The organism is Pantoea sp. NPDC088449 (assembly GCF_044753225.1).
Lineage (GTDB): Bacteria > Pseudomonadota > Gammaproteobacteria > Enterobacterales > Enterobacteriaceae > Pantoea > Pantoea floridensis.
On record NZ_JBIVMT010000001.1, the window covers coordinates 1168834 to 1184702 of the forward strand.

Annotated in this window: 16 protein-coding genes; 6 read left to right on the top strand and 10 right to left on the bottom strand. The window is 53.6% G+C overall.

The genetic code is table 11. The annotated features are described in order from the left end of the window. Window positions 1–2 precede the first annotated feature (2 nt). The 4 genes from ACIP6T_RS05575 to ACIP6T_RS05590 form a co-directional block, all read right to left on the bottom strand. Window positions 3–572, bottom strand: coding sequence for a YceI family protein (locus tag ACIP6T_RS05575; protein WP_097097318.1), 570 nt, complete (start codon window positions 570–572; stop codon window positions 3–5). Between the two features lie 115 nt (window positions 573–687). Next, a complete protein-coding gene (locus tag ACIP6T_RS05580; RefSeq protein WP_400455840.1) occupies window positions 688–1953 on the bottom strand; it encodes a type II toxin-antitoxin system HipA family toxin in 1266 nt (421 codons plus the stop codon). Beyond that, window positions 1943–2260: a helix-turn-helix transcriptional regulator gene (locus ACIP6T_RS05585; protein WP_097097710.1), complete on the bottom strand. Its 318-nt coding sequence runs from the start codon at window positions 2258–2260 to the stop codon at window positions 1943–1945. The genes ACIP6T_RS05580 and ACIP6T_RS05585 overlap by 11 nt, the downstream gene beginning before the upstream one ends. Window positions 2261–2826: 566 nt before the next feature. Continuing rightward, window positions 2827–3606 carry a class I SAM-dependent methyltransferase gene (locus tag ACIP6T_RS05590; RefSeq protein ID WP_400455842.1) on the bottom strand — a complete coding sequence of 260 codons (780 nt, stop codon included), beginning with the start codon at window positions 3604–3606 and terminating at the stop codon, window positions 2827–2829. A 168-nt stretch (window positions 3607–3774) separates the two neighbouring features. Here ACIP6T_RS05590 and ACIP6T_RS05595 point away from each other — a divergent pair, with 168 nt between their 5' ends. After that, window positions 3775–4434 (top strand): DUF1345 domain-containing protein, encoded by a 660-nt coding sequence (locus ACIP6T_RS05595; RefSeq protein WP_345829727.1) that lies wholly within the window; start codon window positions 3775–3777, stop codon window positions 4432–4434. A gap of 19 nt (window positions 4435–4453) precedes the next feature. Here ACIP6T_RS05595 and ACIP6T_RS05600 read toward each other — a convergent pair whose 3' ends face one another. Next, window positions 4454–4762 carry a hypothetical protein gene (locus ACIP6T_RS05600; RefSeq protein ID WP_345829726.1) on the bottom strand — a complete coding sequence of 103 codons (309 nt, stop codon included), beginning with the start codon at window positions 4760–4762 and terminating at the stop codon, window positions 4454–4456. 135 nt (window positions 4763–4897) lie between these two features. Here ACIP6T_RS05600 and ACIP6T_RS05605 point away from each other — a divergent pair, with 135 nt between their 5' ends. The 3 genes from ACIP6T_RS05605 to ACIP6T_RS05615 all read left to right on the top strand — a co-directional run bounded on the left by ACIP6T_RS05605 (window position 4898) and on the right by ACIP6T_RS05615 (window position 7438). Further along, window positions 4898–5179: a VF530 family protein gene (locus ACIP6T_RS05605; protein ID WP_345829725.1), complete on the top strand. Its 282-nt coding sequence runs from the start codon at window positions 4898–4900 to the stop codon at window positions 5177–5179. A 303-nt stretch (window positions 5180–5482) separates the two neighbouring features. Then, window positions 5483–6913 carry a purine-cytosine permease family protein gene (locus tag ACIP6T_RS05610; RefSeq protein ID WP_400455845.1) on the top strand — a complete coding sequence of 477 codons (1431 nt, stop codon included), beginning with the start codon at window positions 5483–5485 and terminating at the stop codon, window positions 6911–6913. A gap of 117 nt (window positions 6914–7030) precedes the next feature. Then, window positions 7031–7438 carry a cupin domain-containing protein gene (locus tag ACIP6T_RS05615; RefSeq protein ID WP_097097313.1) on the top strand — a complete coding sequence of 136 codons (408 nt, stop codon included), beginning with the start codon at window positions 7031–7033 and terminating at the stop codon, window positions 7436–7438. 47 nt (window positions 7439–7485) lie between these two features. Here the strand turns inward: ACIP6T_RS05615 and ACIP6T_RS05620 are convergent, their stop codons facing one another. Then, entirely contained in the window at window positions 7486–8604 is a 1119-nt protein-coding gene (locus tag ACIP6T_RS05620) for a lactonase family protein (protein WP_400455848.1), read from the bottom strand. 333 nt (window positions 8605–8937) lie between these two features. Between ACIP6T_RS05620 and ACIP6T_RS05625 the strand changes: the two genes are divergently transcribed. Then, entirely contained in the window at window positions 8938–9966 is a 1029-nt protein-coding gene (locus ACIP6T_RS05625; protein ID WP_097097311.1) for an NADP-dependent oxidoreductase, read from the top strand. A 110-nt stretch (window positions 9967–10076) separates the two neighbouring features. Beyond that, the gene (locus ACIP6T_RS05630) at window positions 10077–11330 is read left to right on the top strand and encodes an SfnB family sulfur acquisition oxidoreductase (RefSeq protein WP_097097310.1); all 1254 of its coding nucleotides are present in this window, start codon (window positions 10077–10079) and stop codon (window positions 11328–11330) included. A gap of 49 nt (window positions 11331–11379) precedes the next feature. Here ACIP6T_RS05630 and ACIP6T_RS05635 read toward each other — a convergent pair whose 3' ends face one another. From ACIP6T_RS05635 to ACIP6T_RS05650, 4 genes are read right to left on the bottom strand one after another with little or no spacing between them, the layout of a single operon-like run. Further along, window positions 11380–12366: an ABC transporter permease gene (locus ACIP6T_RS05635; RefSeq protein ID WP_400455851.1), complete on the bottom strand. Its 987-nt coding sequence runs from the start codon at window positions 12364–12366 to the stop codon at window positions 11380–11382. Beyond that, window positions 12359–13372 (bottom strand): ABC transporter permease, encoded by a 1014-nt coding sequence (locus tag ACIP6T_RS05640; protein ID WP_400455853.1) that lies wholly within the window; start codon window positions 13370–13372, stop codon window positions 12359–12361. The genes ACIP6T_RS05635 and ACIP6T_RS05640 overlap by 8 nt, the downstream gene beginning before the upstream one ends. Then, a complete protein-coding gene (locus ACIP6T_RS05645; RefSeq protein ID WP_400455856.1) occupies window positions 13369–14892 on the bottom strand; it encodes a sugar ABC transporter ATP-binding protein in 1524 nt (507 codons plus the stop codon). The genes ACIP6T_RS05640 and ACIP6T_RS05645 overlap by 4 nt, the downstream gene beginning before the upstream one ends. Continuing rightward, the gene (locus tag ACIP6T_RS05650; protein ID WP_097097306.1) at window positions 14882–15859 is read right to left on the bottom strand and encodes a sugar ABC transporter substrate-binding protein; all 978 of its coding nucleotides are present in this window, start codon (window positions 15857–15859) and stop codon (window positions 14882–14884) included. Before ACIP6T_RS05650 ends, ACIP6T_RS05645 begins: the two co-directional genes overlap by 11 nt. Between the last annotated feature and the right edge of the window lie 10 nt (window positions 15860–15869).

Consider the following 15869-nt stretch of genomic DNA (forward strand, 5'->3'; position numbering starts at 1 on the left):
GGTTAATTGCGCTGGGCACGAATACTGAGTTCAATATCTACCCGGTCATCAACAATACCTACCAAGCGATCAACGCGAAAAGCGGTGCGGGAGATCGCCGTGGAGGCGTGCAAAGCCATGGTGTTTGAGGTTGGCGCTACTATTTCACCGTTATCCAGCTTAGCGATGAGAATCACAGGGCGGCTAACATCCTTCACAGACAACGTGCCGATAATTTGAAATTTTCCTTCACCCAGTGACGAAACACGACTGCTGCTGAAAGCAATATTGGGGTAGTGCGGGGCGTCAAAAAAAAGATCGCTCTTGAGTTGATAGGTTAATAAGGCATTCGAAGCCACAAGCGTTTTCACGGGAATCTTCACTTCTATATGATCCTGCCACTCTTGGCTGGGATTGAGGGTGATATAACCCGTCACACCATTCAGGTGCGCCTGCGAAAAATTGTGGCCAAAAGCGCGCCAGGAGAGCCCAATGGATGATTGCTGCGTGTTGATGGCATACGTTTTTGTCTCGGCGTGCGCTACCGGAGATATCAGTAATATAACGGCAGCGAGACAGGCGGTGCGAATCATGGGTTTTACTCCAGTGTGGCAGATAGAGAGTAAACACCTTAAGGGGCAGATTTATTCATCGCGTTTTTATTAATGAAGAAAGTAGGGCGGCGATGGTTTATCAGCGGCGTGCGGGCTAATAACGTAGCCGCTTGATATTGTCATCCATGCGCGTCTGAATGGTACGCAATGTTTCTGCGGTGATTTGCCCGGGGAACATATCGGCAGCCTTAGCCGCAAAGCGAGCCGCCACGTCACAGCACTTCGCGATAACATTATTGGCCTGTTCTGAACTCAGCTCGGCTTCCTGCTCGGCCAACGCGAAAAGATGTTCACGACCAATTTGCAACGCTTCGCCCATCACATCCATTTGATGATAGCCACCGGGTCCTTCGCACCAGGTCACATCGTAGAAAGGAGCCAGCTGCCATTGTCCATTCTGCGTCATGATGTAAGCAAAGTTTTTCGGGTGATCGTCGCGGTTGTTGAACACGACATTGAACACCACGCGCTCAAACGCCAATGCTTTCTGGCGGACATCATTGGTACAGATCTGCGTTGCGCGCAGGAAACTGGTGTAATCCAGCGCACCCGGTATCTGATAGTTTGCGCCGGTAAAGGCCGCAAGACTCTGCATCGGTATCCGCACTCCGTTGTGACGATCAAACCGCTTAGAGGCGAACGCCGCCTGTCCATTTGGCAGAGAGAAGTAGGCGGTATCGGGCGTTGCGATCTGGCATTCGCGCAGGCACTCTGCATACACCGCTTCAATCGCGCAGACTTCGGGAGGTTCCTGGCTGGCGGGGAATTTAATCAGCCACGCATCCATTTCCGCGGCGGCGGCAGTGGTAAAATGACCGCTAAGCGGATCGCGGTACAGCAGCGCTTTTGGCCTTGCTCCCTGAGGAGAGCCGCCCATCTGTAACAGCCGCTGCAGGAATTCACCGCCTTCGCCATCCAGCACCTCCTGAACTTCTGCCGCCAGTTTTGTCAGTGAAATATCTTCCGCCAGCGAAGTCGCTTCAGGCTGGGAGGGTTCGAACGACATCGCGCCCATCGCATTGCTGCCGATATAGGTGAGACGTTCTAACGGTCCGATTCGCGCTGCATTCAGTCCGCGCTGGCGGAATAGGCGATCCATCAGCAGCATGCCCCAACCATCGGGTAACGCATCGTAAACCGGGCCGGGTAGAGCAAGCTGATGCGCGGGGAAATCCCTGCGCAGCCGCGGTCCTTTTAGCGGCAGGCTAAGCGACGAGAGTTCTAGCCCGCGCCGCGCTGCTTCTGCGCTATATTCAAACATAATCAGCGGACGACCGGTGAGCGCGGTAGAAGAGACCAGCGTTCCCCAAAGCCATCGTTCACCCCAGCCTTCGTAGTAAACATCGACTTTACTGACCATCGTTAGCACTCCTTTTTACGCGCTGACGATCGGTGTTCTTCTCGTAGCGCAGCAGATCGTCGAGACTGTCGATCTGCGGCATAAACAGCGCCTCCAGTTCTTTACCGCGTCCCAGCACCATCGCCACCCGCACCAGATTTTCAAATCCCACGTTACGTCCGGATTCGAGATTAGACACGGTATTGACGCCAATTCCCGCCCGCGCGGCGATATCAGCCTGCGTCATCTGCTGCGTCAGGCGCTCTTTACGCAGTCGCTCACACAGTAGTTTGACAATTTCGCTGGGTTTTCTAAGAGTTAAATCCATCATATTGTGTCTTATCATCCAAATATGCGGTTAATGCCCAATATTATAGAATTAAAAACAATGCGGGTAAATTTTTTTAAATCCATCATTCCAGGTGTTAAGGGAAAAAGTAGGGGATAAACCACGAAATTATGGAGTTAATCAGCCTGATGGGTAAGATTTAGGTGCTCAGTCTCAAAGTAACATTATCGCTTCGCACTAATAATTCGCGTTGAGGCCAGTGCTAAAATGTCCTAATGACGCTCACTTAAGCAAAAATGCTTTTTTACGCAGGTGCGCATGAATGCGCACCCTACAAAAACCCGGCTATATCGACGTAGGGTCACCATTCATGGTGACCGATTCAGAGGCGGACATCTGAATTTAGCCGTTAAACATCAAAGTGCACATAATGTATATTATGTTAAATAGACTGAATCAATCTTTATCTCACACGCCCAGGTGCTGGCCAACAAGCCCTGCACCGCTAAATAAGCCATCATTTGGCTTCATATTCTTTCACTGCCCGTTTCGTAGCGACGCAAGTTATCGCGCAATAAAGTGCGTCACGCTACTCTCACGAGAAACTAGCCGGCTATAGCTACCCAACCGCGAAATGAGAAAGCGGCATAAAAAAGCGATGGTTCGAGAAAACCAGCCTCCCGCAAAAGCGCTTCTTCCTCGGATGCAGATAAAAGCACAAGACGCTCAGCCATCGTTTTAGCTGACGAGGCAGCCTTTACCGGGTTGGCAGCAAAGCTGGTAGAACGCGTCAACCATTGGAGCGAGTTGGAGTCAGGTGCCGCATGGTGAGCGATGACGATTTGACTGCCCAGCCTCATGCGGCGACGAATCTGCCTCAGTGTGTGCAGCCGTTCGCTTCTATCAAGAAAATGTAGCGTGAGTAAACATGTTGCGCCGTCAAAAAGAATGTGTGGCGCGTTGTCTACTTTGCCGGTCACGAGCTCAATTCGATCGGCATAAGATGCGGTTGTCTGACGTGCAATATCAAGCATAGCCGGCGACGGATCTACGCCGGTAAACCGCCAGTCGGGCTGTGCCTGTGCCATGGCCAGCAGCTCCAAACCGCCACCGGCACCCACAACAAGGATATGCGCTGCTTCTGTCGCACCTTCACCCAGCAGAATGGTTGTCATCCGATGGAGATCGGACAGTCCGGGTACCTTTTTCGGCGTGTCCTGAACATAAGCCGCAACGGTACTTGATTGCATAAACGGTGTGATATTGGCATTCAGGCCGATGGTTATCTTATCGTCATTCAAGGCGAAACCTCGCTGGATCAGATGTTGGATGTCACGACAGGAATGCTCCCAGGCGATGAGAGATCTTTTGATGATATATAACATGCTGCATTTCATGCATCAATAACAGTTACATGAATTGGTTCAATAACGCCCGCTATGAACGACCTCAAACGGGCGGAATAATTGCTAAGCCTGGCGCTAAAAACAAGACCTTAGCAGCGCCTTCGTCTACATTTAAACCCATCTACCTCACGCAGAACAACTTATCTCATGGGCTCTTCGCTAACGACTCACCTCTTCGCTCGGCTGCGATTACTGATCTCAATTATTGCCGGCGTTATTTGCTATTACGTTCTTCCCGCTCAGCTTGGCACTTTGCAACGCCTATTGATTGGCTGGAATGTTTTGGCGTGGTTGTACCTGATTTTTATCTGGTTTCGCATGTTGCGTACTGAAGTGAAGGATATTCAGCATATCGCCAAAATGCAGGATCAAAGCGCTGCGCTAGTGCTGGGCATGGTTATCATTGCCTGTATGGTCAGCATTGTGGCGATTCTGAGTGAGCTCTCATCGTTGCACCATCTCACTGGAACGCCGCGCGTGCTTCATTTATTACTGACAGCAATGACGCTCGTCGTTTCATGGGCACTGCTGCCCAGCTCCTTCGCGATGCATTATGCGCATCATCACTATCTGCATCGCAGCAAAGATGTCACACCGATGATCTTCCCGGAAAAGCCCGACGATCCTGATTATTGGGACTTTCTCTATTTCGCCTTCACCATCGCCGTCGCGTCACAAACGGCTGATGTTGCAACGGGAACCACTGAAATGCGCAAGATTACGCTGCTGCAATCCGTAATCTCGTTTATCTTCAATCTGGCGATTTTGGGATTATCGGTCAACGTGGGTGCCGGATTGCTGAGTTAACGGTGCAGCAGCAATAGCGCTATCTGCGCCCTTTTATGACGGATGCCTTCCAGTTGAAATCACTGACTTCGCTCTCTTTGAGCGATTCAGGTTTCTTCCTGCGCGTTGGCGTTTTCTTTGCTTTATCAGCCAGTGCTTTCTCTTTTGCTAACTTTGCCGTCATGATCTGTTGTCTGGCTTCCGCCGTGAACTCTTTTTCTTTCTTCGCGTCCGGCTCTTTGCCCGTGCGCTGGCGATACTTCTCGAGCAAACCTTTATAGGCTTCTTCTACCGCCACACGTTCAGAAAGAGTGAACTGATCGATGGAAATCATTTTCTTGTCGTTCATAGCGTATCGTCCATTAGTAAAATCACAGCGACAAGTGTACAGCATTGAAGTGGATTTACCGGTAATGAAGATCGTAGGATTGCCGCTTGCCCGGCTTTCTTGTAACCTTCCCCGTCAACTTTTTAAGGATTTTCCATGAACGATCATCGCTCCAAAGATCCCTTGCACGGCGTAACGCTAGAGATGCAAATTAACGCGCTGGTCGCACATTATGGCTGGGATAAGCTGGGCAAGCTTATCAATATCAACTGTTTCAAAAGCGATCCTAGCGTCAAATCAAGCCTGAAATTTTTACGACGGACGCCCTGGGCGCGCGCGGAAGTTGAAGCGCTTTATCTGGACTCATTGGATGATTTCAGATCGGAGAATGAGGGTGACGTCGCCCCCAATCCCTGGACAACAGGTCGTAACAGCTAATTTTTGCCGATGTAGTCGGCAGCGCTACGTGAAATCTCAGTCACAATCCCCCTGCTTTTTTCACAGAATTCACGTAGCGACGTCATCTCAACATGGACATTTCCGCCCTCTTATTCCGCACAACCTTGCCTGCTTAACAACTTATTAACGTTGCCCGCGTCATCACATTTTCCAATGGTTGATGGTGTTGTATGTTTCCAATCCTCATGACAATATCGCTACATGTATATACATGTAGTGCCAGGATAATTCACACCATACCAACAATAAATGACCCCATTTTGACGCTTCAGCGAGGAAACTATGTCAGCAGAATCACCTGCAGCAGATTACCGCGGCGCGGACAAACAGCGCCTGTCAGAAACACGCTCTATCGATTACATTCCCGCGAGCGAACGCCACGGACATCCGTTTAGCCAGTTCACGTTATGGTTCGGCGGCAACTTGCAAATCACCGCTATCGTGACGGGTGCGCTGGCGGTGGTTTTGGGGGGCGATGTTGTGTGGTCGATTATTGGCTTACTGGTTGGCCAGGTTGTCGGCGCCGCGATCATGTCATTGCATGCCATTCAGGGACCGCGCCTGGGATTGCCGCAGATGATCACCAGCCGCATGCAGTTTGGGGTATATGGCGCGGTCATTCCCCTGGTGCTGGTTTGTATTATGTACGTCGGCTTTTCTGCCAGCGGCACGGTGTTAGCGGGTCAGGCACTCGCCAAACTCATCAATACCAGCAATGCGACCGGGATGATCTTGTTCAGCGCGATCATCGTTGTCATTGCGGTGCTGGGTTATCGTGTGATTCACAAGCTGGGAAAAGTGGCCAGCGTTATCGGCGTGCTGGCCTTTGTATATCTGTTTATCACCCTGCTTTCCACACATGACCTTAGCGCCGTGTGGCAAAACCAGCACTTTACGATTGCTAATTTCCTGCTTGCCGTTTCGCTATCATCATCGTGGCAAATTGCGTTCTGTCCTTATGTCTCTGACTATTCTCGCTATTTACCCAGCAATGTCTCGGCGAAAAAACTCTTCAGCTCGGTGTTCTTTGGTACCGTATTGGGCACTCAGGCATCCATGACATTGGGCGTCATCGTCGCGGCCATTGCCGGCAAAGCGTTTCCAGGGAATGAGGTCGGCTATATCGTGAGTTTAGGCAGTAGCGCGACGATGGCGATGGTGATCTATTTTGCCATCTGCTTCGGCAAAATTACCTTCACCACGCTGAATGCTTACGGCAGTTTTATGTCGTTGACGACTATCGTTTCGGGGTTCCGTCAGAAGACATCGCTCAGTCGTGGCGGCCGCATACTCTTTGTGGTGCTGATGGTAGCGGTTTCCTGCGTTATTGCCCTCATCAGCGAACCGGCCTTCCTCAAATCCTTCACGCATTTTCTGCTGTTTTTACTGGCCTTTTTCGTGCCGTGGAGTGCCATAAGCCTGACCGATTTCTATCTTATTACCAAAGGCAAAGTGGATGTACCGGCGCTGTCGCAACCGCATGGCCGTTACGCTCGCTGGAATTGGGCAGGCATTATTGTCTACTTCTGTGGCGTGCTGGTACAGTTGCCGTTCATTGATAGCCCGCTCCATCATGGCTCATTAACCTGGATTTTTGCGGGTAATGACGTGTCCTGGATTATCGGTTGGTTTGTGACAGCCCTGCTGTGGCTAAGCGCGAAAAAGTTTGATCGTCGTGGCACCCTAAAACAATCAATTTATCCCATTGCGTGACATTGTCACATCGGGGGATTAATGAATCGCGCTCACAAGTGTATTCGGCTTTGAGCGCATTATCATTTAATCAGCCAACCTCTACACTTTATCCACGCTGCACAAATGGAGATAAAGATGAACGAACAATTTGATGGCAATGGCATATTCCCAAAAGGGCCTAAAAATGAAGCGCTTGCGCAATATTTTACCGGCACAAGCTACCTGAACATGCTGACAACGGAAGGCGTTACCATTGGTAATGTGGTATTTGAACCCGCCTGCCGTAATAACTGGCATATTCATCACGGTGGTGGCCAGATCTTATTAGTCACGGGGGGACGCGGGTGGTATCAGGCGTGGAATCAGCCAGCCCGTCAGCTGGTTGCGGGCGATGTGGTTAACATTCCTGCAGGATTAAAGCATTGGCATGGTGCGGCGGCAGATAGCTGGTTCGCTCACATTGCTATTGCTGTTCCGGCCGAGGGCGCCTCCAATGAATGGCTGGAGCCTGTTGCGGATGATGAATATCAACAGTTGTCCTGAAGTGGCTGTCGGGTGCGCATTTCTGCGCACCTGCAGCGTTCACGAGGCTAGTTATACGTTACCGTCGTCACCCAATTAGCATCGCCGCCAGCGGCTGCTTCACTCACTCGCTTAAGCTCCCCGCTTCCTGCTTCAATGGCATAGCTGCCGATAACCGCACTCTTCTCACCACTGGCGATTAGCCAGCGACCATCGGATGTAATCGCTATCCCGCGCGGCTGTTTCTCTACCTGCCAGCTATCAATCAGCGACAATTTCCCATCGGCTTTACTCACCCGATAACCGCTAATGGTGCTGCTGGTGCGCTCGCTGACATACAGAAAACGTCCATCTGGCGTAAGACGAATATCGGCAGACCAGATGCGTGGCGTGGTATCGCTATAGCCCGGTGGACGCTCGCGACCATGCGCAAGTCTGTATTGCGCGGCAACGGCGTTAGGCATTTCTGCCACCTTAACCAGCTCACCGCCTGGCTCCCGGCGGAATTGCGTGATGATGCCGCCCATTTCGCCAATGTTATAGAGATAGCGATTATCCGGTGATAGCACTGAATGGCGTGGCCCGTTATCAGCAGCCGTTTTGACGTAGCCGTTGCCGAGCGCCGTCAGTTCACCCTCTTTGCTCAGTTTCAGCTGTAACACGCGATCGGTGCCGAGATTGCCGACATACGCGTTTTCGCCGTTTGCATCCACAATCACCGAATGCGCCGCGTGCCCGGTTTTATAGCTGCCGACCGGCGGCGCAGTGAGTTTGCCATCGCTTGTCAGACGATAAACGTGCACTACGTCACCATCATAGGATGCCCCAAGCAGAAAGCGCCCCTGTCGGTCAGTACTAATATAGGGATAACTGGCCGCAGCCGTCACCGAGGTAGATTGATGTAGATCGCCGCTATTGCGGTCAATGTCCCAGCTCACCAGTTGCAGCGGTTTACTGCGAATTGCCGCATACAGATGTTTATGATCGGCGCTCAGCGTCATCGGCATCACTTTGCCACCGGCGTGGGTGTGGCCCAGCAGTTGCAGCGCGCCGGTTTGCTCGTTGAGGGCGTAGCGCGCAATGGTGCCATCATCGGCTTCTGAAACATAAACGAAAGTGTGCGCCAGCAAGGGCACACTTGCGGTCATGGTGGCTAAGAGCGTCGCCGCGCGGAATAGGTTTTTCATGCTGCTCGCTGCGCCTCTTGATCGGGGGTGGGTTTTTCTTGATGTCGTGTCATAGCGTCACCTGTAGGGATAAAAGCACCGCTATAGGTATAGGTAGTTGAATAGCGTCTCCGGTATAGGAGATTGCCTGATACCGATTGGGCAAATGCCCTGCGCATCACAAAAATCATGTTGTTACGTTAACTCGCAACACAAAATTTTAGCGCAGGTTTGTGCGCTGGCTCACTCGATAAATCCTCTGCACGGCTGTTAGCGCGGCATCAATACACAACCTACGAAAGGTATCCTCGTCTACACTTGCCTGACGTGAAAAACGCTGATAGAGGTAAATCAATGTCGCAATCCAATCAACGCAACCAGGCTTGGCTGCTCGCTTCACGTCCTGAAGGCGAACCGGTAAAAGAGAATTTTCGCTTGGTTGAACAGCCCATTCCTGAACTGAAGGACGGTGAGATCCTGCTGCGCACGCTGTACTTATCGCTCGATCCCTACATGCGCGGGCGCATGGATGACAGCAAATCTTATGCCGCACCGGCGCAGATCGATCAGCCCATGGTCGGCGGCACCGTGAGCGAAGTCGCTGAGTCTAAACATGCCGATTTTAAGCAAGGTGACGTGGTGCTGGCGCAAAGCGGCTGGCAAAGCTATGCGGTCTCTGACGGCAGCGGCGTGGCGAAGCTGGGCGATTTGCCCCATCCCTCTTGGGCACTGGGCATTCTCGGTATGCCAGGATTTACTGCCTATATGGGATTGATGGATATCGGCCAGCCTAAAGCGGGTGAAACGCTGGTGGTTGCAGCGGCAACCGGCCCGGTTGGGGCTACGGTTGGTCAGCTTGGTAAACTGAAGGGCTGTCACGTGGTGGGTGTGGCTGGTGGCGAGGAGAAATGTCGCTACGCCATTGAGAAACTGGGTTTCTCCGCCTGCATCGATCATCACCGCGACGACTTTGCTGAGCAATTGGCAGCGGCCTGCCCGGATGGCATCGATATCTATTTCGAGAATGTCGGAGGCAAGGTCTTTGATGCGGTATTCCCCCTGCTAAACACCGCAGCACGCGTGCCGGTATGCGGGTTGGTTTCCGGTTACAGCAGCCGTGAATTACCGCCAGGGCCGGATCGCACACCACAGATCATGGGCGGCATCCTCAAGCGGCGCATTCGTATGCAGGGCTTTATCATCTTCCAGGATTACGGCGATCATTATCCTGAATTCCTCAAAGCGATGACGCCGCTGGTAGAGCAGCAAAAAATTCACTACCGCGAGCACATGATTGAAGGTTTAGAAAATGCGCCACAGGCCTTTTTCGATATGCTGAAGGGCAAAAATTTCGGCAAAACCGTGGTTAAAGTTGCGCAGTAACCCGTTGTGTTAACGCCATTTTTCACTTTGCATAGCTGCAATTGAGATATGGCGTGAACTGAGCGCATGAGAAGATATTTTTCCCTATAGCGTAATTACCGGGAGTTCTCATGTCGCTCAGTCCCACCCCTAACCTCAAGGTTAATTCTCAACAGGCCGAAGCGCCCGTCCCCTTACCTAACGAGCCGGCTCACCGCATTCGTGATGATGCCGAGGCGATTGAGATTGCTCAGCGGCTGGCCAGCGAGTTTGCCCGTGAAGCCGCGCGGCGTGACCGCGAAGGTATTCTGCCGCTTAAAGAGTTAGACGCATTCTCTCAAAGTGGTTTGTGGGCGATGGCGATCCCGAAAAACCTGGGCGGCGCAGGTGTATCCTGGGTGACGGTAGCGAAAGTGATCGCCATCATTTCGGCGGCGGATTCTGCGCTGGGGCAGCTGCCACAAAACCATCTGGCGGGTGTCGCGCACCTCATTGCCGATGGCACGGAAGCGCAGAAACACGAGCTGCTGAGCGAAGTGCTGGCCGGGTTGCGCTGGGGTAATGCTTTCTCTGAGAAAAACTCGCGTACCGTTGCCGATTTTCAGACGCGCTTTAAGCAGGATGGCGATGAAGTGGTGATCAACGGTGAAAAATTCTACGCCACCGGCGCGCTACTCGCGCATCGCATTCACGCGGTAGCGCTTGATGAACAGGATCGCGCCCATCTTATCGTCCTCGACCGCAGCTCGCCCGGCATCACCATCATCAATAACTGGTCGAGCTTTGGCCAGCGCACCACGGCATCCGGCACGGTATTGTTGCATAATGTGCGTGCCCCGCTTTCACGCGTGATCCCTGTATTTCAAGCCTTTGAGCGCCCAACTGCAGCCGGTCCGATTTCGCAGATTATTCAGGCAGCCGTTGATGTCGGCATTGCGCGCGGCACCATTGAAGACACGCTGCATTTTATCCGCGAGCGTTCACGGCCCTGGATTGATAGTGGTCAAGATCGCGCATCCGATGATCACTTTACGCTGGCTGCGGTGGGTGATTTAAAAATCCGCCTACACGCAGCTGAAGCTCTGCTGTGGCGCGCCGGTCAAGCGATCGATCTGGCACTGCAGCAGCCCGACGAATCCACGGTCGCTGAGGCGACAGTCGCCACCGCAGAAGCCAAAGTGCTGACCACCGAAATCGCCATTTTGGCCGGCAACAAGCTGTTCGAACTGGCGGGAACCCGTTCTACGTTGCAGGAGTTCAACCTTGACCGGCACTGGCGCAACGCGCGCACGCACACGCTACACGATCCGGTGCGTTGGAAGTATTACCATGTAGGAAATTATTACCTTAACGGCACCCCGCCGCCGCGGCATGCCTGGAGCTAAAGGTAGCAACAGGATCAGCCGAAATTCCGGCTGTTCCTGTTTGCCGCTATCACGCATGACGTCGCGCGCGTAACGCGCCGACCGCCAACACAATAAAAATCAATCCACCGGTGGCAACCTGCTGCCAGTAAAAATTCCAGCCGACCAGCAGTAATCCATTGGCAATAAAGCTCAGCAGCACGACGCCAAGCAGCGTCCCTACGACATTGGGCCGACGGGATGGCGCGAACGTGGCACCAATAAAACTGGCGCCGATAGCGTTGAGCAGGTACGCATTACCCGACAGCGGCACCCAGGCTTTGACATTGGCCGCCAGAATCAAGCCGACGATCCCCGCAATCAACGCGGCTAAAATAAAGGCCATTGCCGTCAGCCGTTTCACCGCGACGCCAGAGTGCTGCGCCACGCTGTATTGTTCACCCATCACCCGCAGCGATCGGCCGGTAGCGCTGCGGTGTAGCAGTTGATAAAGCGCCAGCGCAACCAGAAATAACAGCCAAAGCGGCAACGGAATGGCGAGGAATGCACCGTGCCCCATCGCGGAAAAGCCGTCGGGCAGCTTCTGGCTCAGCAGATAGATCGGTTGTCCGCCGTTTGATGACAGCTGCTGCACGCTTTGTCCAATAAACAGCGTGCCCAGCGTGGCGAGAAACGGTTCCACGCCCAGCTGCGTGACTAAAAAGGCGTTAAACACACCAACCAACAGTGCGGCAACCAACGCGGCAATCAGCGCCACGGGCAAACTGACCTGATGCAGCATCAGTGTCACCAATACCAGACAAGCAATATCGATGGCCGTGCCAACCGACAGATCAATCGCGCCAATACGTGTGACCAGCGTCATCGCCAGCGCGACAATCGCGAGCGGCGCGACGTTATTCAGCAACACGCTGCGCAGGTTAGAGGCCGTGGCGAAAGCGGGCGCGGCAATAACAAAGAACAGCAGCAGCGCTATAAAGGGCAGCACGATAGCGACGCGCAGCAAAGCGGCCTGACGCGGGCGTTGAGTGACAGGCGATATGAGAGAGTCAGACACCTTGTGTTCTCCGGGATTGGCGACGACGCATTAGCGCGGTTAACGCCACTACTAATAGAATCAATACGCCTTCGACGCCGTTGATCCAGTAACTTGAGACGTTGATAAGCTGGAAGCCGTTGGCGATTAAACTCAGGAACAGCGCGCTGATCAACGCACCGCCCAGTGTCGGCACCAGACGACGGGAAAACACCACGCCTAATAATGCAGCGGCGATCACCATTAGCAGGTTGTCGTTTGCGCCGGGTGAGCTACCGCTGAGCAGCGACACCGATGCAATCGCGGCAATGGCCGCACTCACACCACACAACACATAGCTCAGCCCCTGATAGCGTTTGACGCCAATCCCCGCCGCATTAGCCGCCTGTGGATGGCTGCCCACGGCCTGCAAACGCAGGCCAAATGAGGTCAATCGGCTCAAGGCAATGGCGATAAAGGCCAGAATGAGAAATGACCAGCCGAGCCACGACACCGCTAAGGGCCCGTTACTTAGCAACAGATTTTGCAGCTCGCTGCTGGCCGGCACCGATGCATTGCCGGTTAGCACCATCTCCAGCCCAATGGCGATGTTCATACTGGTGAGCGTTGCCAGCAGCGGTAAGATCCCCAGCCAGACAATCGCCAATGCATTAAACAGGCCCACCGCAGCGCCAGTGAAAAGCGTCAACAGCAGCGCAATAGCGATGGGCTGCCCGGCATTGAGCTGGCTGGCGAATACCGCCGCGCTCAGGCCAAGATTGGCGGCGATCGACAAATCGATGCCGCCGGTGATGCCTTGTAAACCACCGCCGCTTAACACCAGGGTTAAACCCAGCGCCAGAGTACCGACCACCGCGGTTTGTTGCAGCACATTGCCCAGATTCATTACCGTGAGGAATATCGGTGACAGCCAGGCAAACACCGCCAAAACCAGCACAATAATCAGTAAAGAAACGTGCTGCAGCCACTGCTGACCGTTTGCACGTTGCGGAGATTCAAGAGGACCAGATTGGGTAACATCGCTCATGATACATGCTCCGTTAACGCGCCAGTGCCAGAAGCCCAGGAGAGAATCTCCTGATGGCTGGTATGCTGTGCCGCCAGGGTAGCGACATGTTCGCCGCGCGCCAGTACCATAATGCGGTCAGCAAGCGTTTGCAGTTCCAGCAGATCGGTGGAAAACACCAGAATGAGTGCGCCATCATTGGCCAGCTGCTGCAGCGTATGATAAATCGCGGCCTTCGCGGCAATATCGACGCCCACCGTCGGTTCATCCAGCAGATATAATCGCGCGCCAGTGTTAAGCCATTTGGCCAGCACCGCTTTCTGCTGATTGCCGCCCGAGAGCTGGCGTAACGGCGCCAGCTGCCCAGGCGTGCGAATCGCCAGCTGCTGAATATTCTTTGCCACCAGTTCGCTTTCGGCCCGACGCGATACACCACCCCAGCGCAGCAAACGCTGTACCGTGGTTAAGGTGACATTGTCACGCAAGCTAAGATCCAGTGCGATACCGTTGGCTCGGCGATCTTCCGGCACAAAAGCGATACCGCGCTTCACGGCCGCATAGGGTGATGAGGGAATGCCAGCCACATTAGCCAGTTTTACCGAGCCGCTCACTGCGGTTTCCAGGCCAAAGAGTGCTCGGATCAGCGCCTTACCGCCCGATCCTAACAGGCCGGTAATGCCAATGATCTCGCCCTGTCGGCCGGTAAAGGAGACATTATGGAAACGACCGGGCGCACTAAGCGCGGCAACCTGCAGCACCTCCTGTCCGGCACGACGTGTCTGACGCGGCGTAAGTTCATGCTGCGTATCCCCTACCATTGCACCGATTAGCGCGCTGGGCGATATCTGCTCAGCCGTGAAATGCGCCACATCTTTGCCATCGCGCAGCACGGTAACGCGCTGGCACAACGTCTGTATTTCATCGAGATAGTGCGACACATAGATCAGCGCGATGCCCTGCTGCCGCATACGTTCAATCACGCGAAACAGCGCGTGCACTTCGTGACGTGCCAGCGCGGCGGTAGGCTCATCCAGCACCACCACGCGTGGCTGATGTTGCAACACGCGGCAGATTTGGACTAACTGCTGCTCTGCCACACTTAACGTGGCAATCAAGGCATTGGCATCGAGCTGCAAACCAAAGTGCTGCTGTAGCTGCTGCTGCGCCTGCTGGCGCATACGGCGCCGCTGGATAAACGGCGTGGCGAGCAAACGCGGTTCGTTGCCGAGCCATAGCGCCTCCGCCACCGTCAACGAACCGGGCAGTAACCGCTCCTGATGCACGATGGCAATCCCCTGCCGCTGCGCCTGTGCGGGTGAGGCCAACGTGAGCGGCTGACCATCCAGCGTAATGCTGCCGCGATCGGCGGCATGAATACCGCCTAACACTTTGATTAATGTCGATTTGCCGGCACCATTGTGACCAATCAAGCCATGCACTTCACCGGCATGTACGCTGAGCGACACCGATTGCAGCGCGGGCACGCCATCAAATGCTTTGCTGATGCCGTGCAGGTGTAATAGCGGCGCGTTATTTGCCATCCGTTTGGCCCAGCGTTTTCTGCGCGTCAGCGGCGTTCTCTTTGGTCACCAGAATCGCTGGAACATAGGTGGCTGGCGGCAGCGAGCGATCGCCCGCGAGATATTTCGCCACATTTTGCACTGCCGTTTGACCAATCACGTACGGCTGCTGCGCGACAACCGCCGCCGCACTGGATTTTGCATCTTTAACCAGCGACACCACATCCGGGCTACCGTCAACGGCATAGGTTTTGATTTCGTTACGTCCGGCGGCATCGACAGCCTGAGTGGCGCCAATTTGCGGTACATCCCATGCCGCCCAAATCGCCTGCACCGAACCTTTTGGATATTTATTCAGTAACTGGCTGATTTGCGCATAGGCATCCTGGACCGTATTCGGGATAACATCGCGCAGTTCCGGCTGAATAATTTTAATTTTTGGATACCATTTCAGCACGGCCTTTAACTGGTCATAACGCATCGCAACCACCGGTACGCCATAGAAACCGTTAAATACCAAAATATTGCCTTCGCCGCGCAAATCATTTACCAGCTTTAAGGCTAGCTGCTCGCCAATATAAAAGTTATCTGAGGTGGTGACGTTAATACTGGATGGGCTGGCGGTATCCACGGTAAATAACGGAATACCCGCATCGCGGATTTTTTTCAGCCAGGGTTCCAGTACTGAGGCGGTACCAAGCGTTTCAATGATTGCATCGGGCTTTTGTGCAATAAGCGTCTGAATTTGAGCAATTTGCTGCGACTCCTTGCGACCGCCGTCTAAGGCAATCGGCGTACCGCCAAGGCGTTTAACCTCGTCAATTTGTCCCTGATACGCTTTAAGATCCCAGTAGTGGTCGGTACCGGCTACGGTGATACCAATGCGTTTTCCGGCGAGTGATGGGATTGGCTTATCTTCGGCGTGCGCGACGCCTAATAACAATGATGCCGAAGCCAACAGCAGGCCAGCCAGACGGTGCTTTTTCATTCTTAATATC